Annotated in this window: 7 protein-coding genes; 3 read left to right on the top strand and 4 right to left on the bottom strand. The window is 44.4% G+C overall.

What is annotated here, in order from left to right; translation table 11 throughout:
• Positions 1-38: 38 nt before the first annotated feature.
• Positions 39-1,262: a 4-hydroxy-3-methylbut-2-enyl diphosphate reductase gene (locus AC1XUF_RS19390; RefSeq protein ID WP_483343476.1), complete on the bottom strand. Its 1,224-nt coding sequence runs from the start codon at positions 1,260-1,262 to the stop codon at positions 39-41.
• Between the two features lie 200 nt (positions 1,263-1,462).
• Here AC1XUF_RS19390 and AC1XUF_RS19385 point away from each other — a divergent pair, with 200 nt between their 5' ends.
• The 3 genes from AC1XUF_RS19385 to AC1XUF_RS19375 all read left to right on the top strand — a co-directional run bounded on the left by AC1XUF_RS19385 (position 1,463) and on the right by AC1XUF_RS19375 (position 3,758).
• On the top strand, positions 1,463-2,026 hold the full coding sequence (locus tag AC1XUF_RS19385; protein ID WP_483343475.1) for an RNA polymerase sigma factor: 564 nt from the start codon (positions 1,463-1,465) through the stop codon (positions 2,024-2,026).
• A gap of 90 nt (positions 2,027-2,116) precedes the next feature.
• The gene (locus AC1XUF_RS19380; protein WP_483343474.1) at positions 2,117-2,725 is read left to right on the top strand and encodes a hypothetical protein; all 609 of its coding nucleotides are present in this window, start codon (positions 2,117-2,119) and stop codon (positions 2,723-2,725) included.
• Positions 2,685-3,758: a hypothetical protein gene (locus AC1XUF_RS19375; RefSeq protein ID WP_483343473.1), complete on the top strand. Its 1,074-nt coding sequence runs from the start codon at positions 2,685-2,687 to the stop codon at positions 3,756-3,758. Before AC1XUF_RS19380 ends, AC1XUF_RS19375 begins: the two co-directional genes overlap by 41 nt.
• A gap of 8 nt (positions 3,759-3,766) precedes the next feature.
• On the opposite strand, the gene bshC is transcribed toward AC1XUF_RS19375, so the two are convergent.
• From bshC to AC1XUF_RS19360, 3 genes are all read right to left on the bottom strand, one after another.
• Entirely contained in the window at positions 3,767-5,317 is a 1,551-nt protein-coding gene (bshC, locus tag AC1XUF_RS19370; RefSeq protein WP_483343472.1) for a bacillithiol biosynthesis cysteine-adding enzyme BshC, read from the bottom strand.
• Between the two features lie 135 nt (positions 5,318-5,452).
• Positions 5,453-7,267, bottom strand: coding sequence for an acyl-CoA dehydrogenase family protein (locus AC1XUF_RS19365; protein WP_483343471.1), 1,815 nt, complete (start codon positions 7,265-7,267; stop codon positions 5,453-5,455).
• A gap of 131 nt (positions 7,268-7,398) precedes the next feature.
• The gene (locus tag AC1XUF_RS19360; RefSeq protein ID WP_483343470.1) at positions 7,399-10,287 is read right to left on the bottom strand and encodes a putative Ig domain-containing protein; all 2,889 of its coding nucleotides are present in this window, start codon (positions 10,285-10,287) and stop codon (positions 7,399-7,401) included.
• Between the last annotated feature and the right edge of the window lies 1 nt (position 10,288).

Here is a 10,288-nt window from a genome sequence, read left to right as displayed (position 1 = left end):
ATTCAAAGGTCGAGAATCGACTTTAAACGGCACTGGAATCAGAAAGCCTGCATGACCTCCTCAATGGGTTTCGCATTTTCAAAAAACGATAATAGCCGCAGCAAAATCGCTTCTACCACCGCATCCGGGCAGGATGCGCCACAAGTAAGCATGATGCGCACCGGCATTTTTTCGGGCAAGTAACGCTCAGTAATCAGCTCTTCCTTAAGATGCAAGTCGTAATGCCTGATCAGCTCTTTATCCAGAATTTTGTTTACAGATTCAATGAAATAGGTTGGCATTTTTTGCTCACAGAGCTCCACCAAATGGGAGGTGTTGGAACTGTTGTATCCACCAGCAACGATAACCAAGTCAGCATGATGTGTTAGCAATGCATAGGTAGCGTCCTGATTGTCATTGGTAGCGTAGCAAAGTGTGTCCCTGGTATTGGCAAAGTGTGCTTCCACCTGTTCAGGGCGAAGGCTGTAATGCCTGATCATGACGTTCTTTAGGAAATCCGCAATTCCCTGGGTGTCAGATGCCAGCATGGTGGTCTGATTGACCACCCCAATACGCTTTAAATCCTTATCGGGATTAAAATCTTTTGAATACTGTCCCTCAAAATCCTCGAAAAACTGATAAGCGGGCGCAGATCCGGTGATGTATTTTGCCAGTTGCTCTGCCTGCCTCATATTTTCGACCACCACTGTTGGCGCATTTTCTTTACTATGAGAAAACGTAGCCCGGGTTTCTTCGTGATTAGGTTTTCCATGTACTACGATCGTGTAGTCCTTCTCCCCGATTTGTGAAGCGCGGTTCCAGACCTTTTCTACAAATGGGCATGTCGTATCGTAAACAAATGAATTGATCCCCAGCTCAGCCAGTTTGTTCTGATTTTCAATGGTGGTACCAAAGGCAGGGACGATTACGATATCTGTCGTCGTCAGTTCCTCCCAATTAATCAGCTGGGTTCCTTTGGTGTCCATGATAAAGCGCACGCCACGGTCTGTAAGGTCCTGGTTTACGTCGGGATTGTGAATCATTTCGCTTAGCAAGAAGATACGTTTGTCGGGATTCTCCGAAATGGCCTTATAGGCAATATCAATTGCGTTTTCGACACCATAGCAAAATCCGAAATGGCGTGCAATCAAAAACTGGACAGGGCCAAAATCCAGCAGCGTAGGAGCATAATCACGTTTCAGCTTGTCATTTTTACGGCGGAATTCCTTGATCGGTGTAATGATGCGGCTCCGGTAAAAATCAGGAATATTGAACGTTTTCATGTACTAAATTGGTAGATTGCAACTGACAAAATAGGATATTTTAGTGCCAATATTCAAAGATATACCAGCCTTTTTTAACAACAATCACTTGTAACTCTTTGTTCGAATGCGAATTTTTGGAAAAAATACCTGTACATGGTGCAACATGTAATATCTGGTGTTGTCTTTACCTCAGAACGTTCAAAATCTAAACCTTCTGCTTGAAAACACAAATTTATCCCGACCGGCATGTCGAACTGGTGGAGCGTTGTAAACTCGGTGAGCGAAAGGCACAGTACGAGTTATATAAGCATTACTCAAAGGCCATGTTCAACATTTGCATGCGGATTTTGAACCATATGGGTGAGGCGGAGGACGCTTTGCAGGAGGCTTTTGTGGATGCATTCACAAACCTGCACCAGTTCCGTCAGCAATCGACTTTTGGGGCCTGGCTGAAGCAGATTGTGGTCAATAAGGCGATCAACCATATGAGGAGCAGAAAGGTGAAGTGGGTTGAAATGGATGAATTTCAGGAAACGATTGAAGGTAGCGACCGGAATGAAGATTCGTTTGGACTCGATGAAAGCGATACGACGCTGGAAGTGGAACGAGTGCGGAGTACAGTGCAGAAACTGCCTGATGGGTACCGGGTTGTTTTAAGCTTATATCTTTTTGAAGGTTATGATCACGAGGAAATAGGGGAGGTGCTTGGGATCAGCGAAACTACGTCGAGGACGCAGTATATGAGGGCGAAAAGGAAATTGGCGGAAATGCTGGTACGATAATGTTAGTAATTAAATAATTGATTTTGAATGTTTTACTTAAACCTTTGCGGATTTGAAAAAATTATTTACACTTGACAAGTTAATGAATCTATGAAAAATTCTTCTGATAAAAAGGATCGACTGGAGCGGTTTGTACGTGATAATAGGGATGGTTTTGATGCTTTCTTACCGCAGGATTCTTTGTGGAGCCAAATTGAGGCCCAACTTCATCAAGAGATTCCGGTAGTTCCTGAAAAGTCCAAAAAAAAAATTAGGCGATTAAACAACCCCTATTTCGACTGGCGAATTGCTGCCGGTGTTTTTCTGGCTCTTGGAATAGGATTTTTGGCTTACCTCAATAATGAATACGGCATTACCCGTGATCCTCGCGTGGCATTAAAAGTACCCACCTATGCCCGAGAATTCAATCAGTATAATGTTGCAATTGACCAAAAAAGGGAGGAGATCATCAAACTGGCCCGGAATAACCCGGAACTGTACAAAGATTTCGCAGCTGATTTGGAAAGTCTGGAAGTAAGTTACCGCAACTTACGGTCCAACTTATCGGATGCTCCCAACCAGGAAGCATTGCTGGAAGCCATGGTCCAGAACCTACAGTGGCAGGTTGACCTACTCAACCAACAGTTAGATATTTTGCAACGAATTAACAAAGTGAAAAATGACAACAATAAAGAGAACGACAATACACCTGTTATTTAGTCTGGCGGTCATTTTGCCACAGGTTGTATCCGCAATAAACCCCGGGCTCGAAGATCCCGATCCCAAACAAAACGGGTTGGTTGAAAAGCGACGGAATATAGTTAAGGTCTTCGATGTAAAAAGCAATGACTTGCTTACGGTTGACAATCAGTTCGGACAGGTCAAAATTAACTTGTGGAATAAGGAGGAAATCAAAGTTGAGATCATCGTTACAGCCAATGCTCCGTCGGATGAGCGGGCTTCGGATTACCTTGGGGCGGTAACCATCGAAGAAAAACGGGTAGCGGGTAAAATCAACCTGATTACGCATATCGACAGAAGCAGGTTTGGAAACAATGGCTGGAACAATAAAAAAGGAGATAAAAACTTCATCCAGATCGATTATACCGTCTATATGCCCAAAGAAAACGCGCTGGTTGTCAGGAATAAATTCGGGAATACGGATATTCCGTCGTTCCACGCTCCTTTGGTTATTGATTCCAAATACGGAAATTTCGTGGCCAATTTGCTGGATAACGCAGATAATACGATTGACGTGAGTTACGGGAGCGCCAAAATTGGTAAAATGGATGGTGGCAAGCTGGAATGCAAATATTCGAATCTGACGCTGGACCTGGCCAAAGACGTCCTGATCAACAATAAATTTGGCGACTTGAATATCGGGGATGTGATTAATCTGGATGCGGATATTGATTACTCCGGCGCCAAAATTGGTACGATCCGCGGCTCAGGTAAGATCAAGCTGAATTATTCGGGAAACTTCAAAATCAACGAATTGACCAATTCTGCTCAAAATATAGATATTCAGGCTGCTTATTCGTCGGTTGTTCTGCCTGCAGAAGCGAACCAGTTCAATGTTACAGTGAGTTACGGGAATTTTACTTACCCGGCCAGCAATGTGAACTTTTCCATGCAGCCTGCAAAGGATAGCAAGGGGTACAAAATGAAACAGTACCAAGGTAAGATAGGGACCGGTTCGGGTACCAAAATTACCGTGAATTCCAAATATGGGGACGTAAGGCTTAAAGAATAAGGTTTAGCCTATTCTTCGAGGAGCACATTGTATTTGAAATCCATTGGGTCAAAAGCATCAAATAGCTTTTGAATGAAACCCGGATCATTAATGTAGAAATTTAAAAGGTTATCATAACGTTCCTGGGCGATTCCGTTCGGGAACAATTTGTTTTTAAGCCCCAGTAATTGATCAATTTCTGACTCGTGATTGCGTTCCTCCGCTTTTATGATCCGTTTTTCCAGATGTCTCAACGAGTTAAGCAGCCGGGTTTGCTCAGCTTTAACGGCACCAAGCATCGTTTGATCTACGGCTACTGCCTTGGTAAGGATTTCCTCAAAGATCTGGCTAAAAGCGGCTTTCTGTTCTTCCAGTGTGAGAACATGCTCAGAATTTCGTTCGATAAAGGTCTTGCGTAATGCGACCTCGTCCATGAATAGATCTTTGAAATTGATCCTGAGCTTCTGTGCCTTTTTGCATTGATGACCATTGATATACAGGGCAAAGTTCCTTGGCATCAACATGGGAAATGGAACTTCGAAATGGTCGAAGACACCTTTCAGCTGCATCCAATAAGGCACTTCTGACGGTCCACCGATATACGCAAGATTGGGGAGGATAATTTCTTCGTATAAAGGTCGTAAGATCACATTCGGACTAAAATATTCCGGTTGTTTTTCGGCGAGATTCAGGATTTCTTCCTTTGAAAATGTGATATCTGTATTCAGTACTTTGTAAGTATCACCCTCTTTGACGATGCGTTCCCGAAGGTCGTCGTTCAGATAAAAAAGATTGATTTCCCTTGCATGGAGCGGAGTATGATATCCCAGGGAGTTGAGCTTGGTAGTGGTTTTGGTAACCAGCTTCTCGGAAACTGACCCCGTAAGTTCTTCGCGAATAACCGGGAGGAAGTGGCGTTTGAGGTCCGTGTGATCTGCATCGATACTGATCAGGCCATATGGCCCGAATAATTCGTGCATATAACATCGCACTGCATTGGCCAAAGTATCATTTTCGAGGTAGGCTTTTGCAAACAGCAGCGGTTTGTCCGGAAGGCGTTTTAAAATGCCTTCCAATTCTTTCGGGTTCAGTCTCCCTACGGCGCCCTGGTGTTCGCCAGTCCATTTATGCGTCTGACCAAAAAGATGGAAAGATGCTATTTCTTCAAAATCATGATCCTCTGTAGCCATCCAGTAAACCGGTACGAAATCATTTTCTGGATATGCCTTTTTTAAGGCTTTGGCAAGATTGATCGTGGTGACAATCTTATAAATAATGTAAAGGGGCCCGGTAAAAATGTTAAGCTGATGGCCGGTTGTAACAGTGAAAGTGGTTTCTTTCAGGAGTATCGAAAAATCAGGCAGATACGGCAGGCCTTTATATTGCGCAGTCAAAACGTCGACGAGCGTTTTGCGCTTTTCGAGATCAAAATTGTTCTTGTTGACTATTGCTTCTTTTGCATTCTCTAAGCTTGGAAAAACACTATAAAATTCGTCCAGCGCAGGTTTCCGATCCAGATAATCAAGGAGTAACGCAGGAAACTGGCCTGTTGAACGCAGATCCACGGAATGCTGGGTCATGAAAGGTGGTTTTTCAGTAGCTAGTAGAGAATCCAACGCGATGATTTCGATTTTATGCAAAGAACCTCCTACCTAACGTGAAAAGCCGGGAATTTGGTTTCCCAAAATTGCGCAATTTGAGTTAGAATAAAAAGGCTAAAAAGCGTAATCGTTTTTTGCAATCATGTCGTCGGCAATCCGTCGCCGGGCATCTTTCAGGTTCATCGGTTCGATTTTAGTAAACCTCTTGAGACCCATCAGCATAACACGTAATTCATCGCTTTCGGCAAAGCTGGTAATGGCAGATCTTCCAGCCTGGTTCACTTTTTCAACCGCCCGGTTCAGGTAGATCAACACCATATCCTTCTGCAACGTATTTGCTTCTGCTCCAAGCAATTCGATCCGTTTTTCAACACGGAGCAAAACAGATTCGGCGGCATAAATTTCAATCACCATGTCTGCGAGGTTCATGATAATTTCCTGCTCTTCGGACAGCTTCATCATAAATTTCTGTACCGCCGAACCAGCAACCATTAATGCTGCTTTTTTAAGATTTTTGATCACCTTCTTCTCAGCCGCAAAAAGTGTTTCGTCTTCCTCCATGCTGAAATCTGGGATAGACATAATTTCCTTTCCCACCGCCGTAGCCGGCCCCATGAGGTCCAGCTGACCTTTCAATGCTCTTTTTAAAAGCATATCGACGACCAGCATCCGGTTTATTTCATTAGTCCCTTCAAAGATTCGGTTGATGCGGCTATCGCGGTAGGCTCTCTCCATGGGGGCATCTGCCGAGTAACCCATTCCTCCGTAAATCTGAACGCCTTCGTCCACTACATAATCCAATACCTCAGAGCCATGCACTTTCATAATGGCACATTCAACGGCCAGTTCTTCCAATGCTTTTAGTTTGGATTCGGAATCGGACATTCCTTTTGCCTGGTAAGCAGAAATCAGGTCGTCCACGTTTTGACCGACCCGGTAAGCTGCCGATTCTGTGACGAACATGCCCACAGCCATTTCTGCCAGTTTATGTTTGATTGCTCCGAAACCCGAAATAGCGGACCCGAATTGTCTGCGTTCGTTGGCATATTGAATAGCCTGCCGTGCCACCCGTTTGGCACCACCCAATGCCGCGGCTGCAAGTTTAATACGACCGATATTCAGAATATTAACGGCTATTTTAAACCCGTTTCCACGCTCAGAAAGCATGTTTTCAACCGGGACCAGACAGTCGTTGAAAAATAATTGACGGGTATCCGAACCTTTGATACCCATTTTATGCTCTGGTTCATTCATCGTGACGCCACCAAAGGATTTTTCAATAATGAATGCCGTCAGGTTCTTATCAGTTTGCCCGCTTTCCTCAACTTTTGCAAAAACGATCAGTACATCTGCAAAGCCACCATTCGTAATCCACATTTTTTGTCCATTGATCGCGTAATATTTCCCGTCGTCAGTCAGTTTTGCTTTCGTCTTTCCCGAATTGGCGTCTGATCCGGAATCGGGTTCGGTAAGGCAATAAGCAGCTTTCCATTCGCCAGTAGCCAGTTTGGGCAGGTATTTGGATTTTTGTTCTTCGTTTCCGTAATAAAGGATAGGCAGGGTACCGATGCCGGTATGTGCTGAAAGTGCCACGGAGAATGAATTCCCGGCGCCAGTAGCCTCTGCAACCAGCATCGAGGTATTGAAATTCATCCCAAAACCGCCATATTCCTCCGGAACCACCGTTCCCAATAAGCCCAGCTCACCAGCCTTGTCCATCAGCCCCGATATCAGTTCGGGGCTTTTAGCGTAATCTATTTCGTCCAATCTTGGCCATATCTCTTTGCTTAGGAAATCCTGGCAAGTATCTGCAATCATGCGCTGCTCTTCGGTAAACTCCTCGGGAATAAAAATTTGAGATGCTGCTGTTTCCTTAATCAGGAATTCTCCTCCCTTAATAGATTTCTTGCTTGCTTCTGCAACGGCCATATTACTGGATTTTTGGATCTGTTATTAAAAGGTATGCTTGCATACTAATATCAAAGCAAATATAAATTATAAGCGCCCATTATGCATGCGTACCATTATCAAAAAGATGGAAAAGTTGGACTGACGACGGCTTATTTTTTGAAAATTCTAAATTGCTTCAGCAGCGCCCCCTTGGTTTCGAGCCGGACGAAATAGATACCCGAAGGAAGTCCCAGACCTGAAAGGTTGATGTTAGCCAGATTGTCGGAGGTTAGGACGTAGTTTTCCGGCAGGGACATTCTTTTTCCTGAGGCTGTCACAATTTCATATTTGAGACTATCGGCAGGCTGGGTTTCCGGCAGTTTGATATTCAATATTTCTTCTACTGGATTGGGATAAAATGCCCAGTCGGGCATATCCTTGGTAATGTTGACAGTTCCCTTGTAAGATATACTGAACTGGATCGAATTTGTCACAATCGCAGAATCTTGCTTGGCGGCGGTGACTGTCAGCGTGTAGTTGCCCACATACGGGGCAAACCCTAACTCATCTTCATAAAGTGCGTAAGGGAAAGTAGAGGTTGTGGATTTTTTTCGATACGGGCCGTTTAAATCGAAAGTAACCTGATCATATTCGAAATTTCCGTAGGCGTAGATATTGAGCAATGGCGGCAACGAATCATAAGGAAGAATGTCGTCACCGTCCAGATTCCGTATCACACTCTGATCCACTTTACTTCCTCCTTTGACCAATTCAAAACGCAATGCCGGGATTTGGACCAGGATAATAAACGGAATTTCGACATACGCCCCGCCGTTATCATAGGCCCTAATAATCAAGGCGTACTCGCCTTCCTCGGTTGGGGTTCCGGAGAAAACATTCAATGCGAAATTCAACCAGGAAGGACGGTTAACGACCTGTATAGATGAAATATAACCGTCGGGATCCCCAAAAATGTTAGTAGGCAGAATATAATTGAATGGCATATTAATCTGTGCGTACTTGATCGGCAGGTTGCTGCTTGCATAAGGCGGAGCATTCAGGAATTGTGGTTCCACAACACGGATGGTAAAATAAGTTTCCACAAAAGCATTGAGGTCGTCATAAGCTTTGAGAATAATGCGGTATTCTCCTAACTGTGTGGGAGTTCCGCTTAACACGCCATTGGTGAATTTAAGCCAGGTCGGTAGTTCGCTGGCCTCGATTTTTGTTACCGTGCCGTCGCTATCTTTAAATGCACCATTTGGGATGGTGATGCTGAATGGCTTGTTGACGGCGACCATTTGATTGGAAAAATTGCTATCCACAGTAGGTGGTTTATTGGCATTTTCCCTGGTGTCGACGCGGATGGTAAAAAATGCTTCTGCCGAACCGCCTTCGTCGTCAATTCCCTTCACCGTAATTCTGTAGTCTCCTAATACACTGGGTTTACCTCTAAGGGTTGCCCCGTCGTACTGCAGCCAGGCAGGCAATGCGCCAACTTCAATTTTGACGATTGTTCCGTCCACATCCGAAAAGGTATCGATAGGAAGCTTGTAAGCAAAATCTTTATTGACTGGAATGATCTGCATGGGCACAGGCCGGAATACGTATGGCATGTAATTAGAGGCATCCTTCCAGTAATCGGGCGACAGCAAGTCTTCCTGCAAATGGATCAGTACTGGTTTTGGAGCGGCGGGGTTGGCATACGCTCTTTTGGCCCATTCGTCATAGATGACAGCGCTTGCCCCTTTTTTTTCAACAGCGGCGGAGAGTCGGTAACTGACCGAATCAGTATAGGTAATGACGGGGATCGGTAAATTGAGCCAGGCAGCAACGGCAGGTCTGATAAATGCTTCGGATCTCGACATCTGGTCAGCCGTTGAAATAACCACGGCGACAACATTTGCACCCTGTCCAAAATTTTCGTTGATCTGTTTGGCGTGTGCATTATTATCAATGTAAGAACTTACAAATAGCTCGTTCGCAGTGATGAAACTTGGAGGCGCATCACTTTTCAGAATGTCGACTGACCATCGGTGATCGTGGGAAATATTATCATTTACTTTGATACCGTCCGATTTGACATTTAGATCCCTGAAACCCAAAGTGCCTCTTAATACCGAAATTTCATCGAAAACCGAACCATAATCCGACACAAATTTGATAGCAGGATCAATGGATTTAACCGCATCGATCATTTGCTCCATGTATTTCTTGAATACAATGTGCCGGTATATGTACCAATCTTTGCCATATCGCTGCCTGAAAGATTCCCCCGGGTCCCAGGCGGTTGCCGGCGGATTAGCATCTTCAAATTTTTTGAATGTGGTTCCCCAAAGAAAATTAAGACGCTCGATTTTAGTGTAATGTGACTTTAAAAAGGCCTGGAAACCCAAAGTCATGGATTTGGAATAGTCATACACCGCTGAATTTTCTTTCCCGTTTGTGATCAGGTTACCAGGATATTCTCCTTCCTGGGTTGACGTGTTGGTAACAGATACATATAAAAGCTTCTTACTGGTAAGCAGATATTTATAGCGGTTAACGGTTTCTTTCACGAAAGCAACTCCTTTATCAACGATCGGCTGATTGTCGAACCCAAAAAAAGTATCCCCGTAACCACTGTTCAATGGCAGGTTTGAATGACTGAACTGGCTGTCCGAAACCTCCCAAAAACCTTTAATTCTGGTACTATAGCGCCCGAGATGAATGCGGAGGGCCACTTTCATCCCAAGATCGGTTGCGATCTTGATCTGTTCATCGTATTTCGCCCACTGCGGTGTTTCGGTAGGCGAACTAAAATAAACCTTATCCCAGGGAATAGTAATGTAAACGGCATTCATGCCGTATTGGGAAGCGGTCCTGATCAGATCTGGCTCGGGGCCGCGATTGTCCGGATCTGTCAGATTGAGAAGCATCAGGGCGAGATATCGTTGTGAATCGATCTCAGTTGTTCCCTGGGTTGTTTGTGCTGAAAGGGGCGATAAAAGCCAGCCCCAGCAAACAAGAAAAAGCAATACCTTGGTAAAAAAATTAAAAATACGTGTTGAGTTCAGCATG

It is taken from the genome of Dyadobacter sp. HNCC25DJ185 (assembly GCF_056895195.1).
Note: the sequence above shows the minus strand (reverse complement) of the source record. Positions and strands in the feature narration are given on the sequence as shown.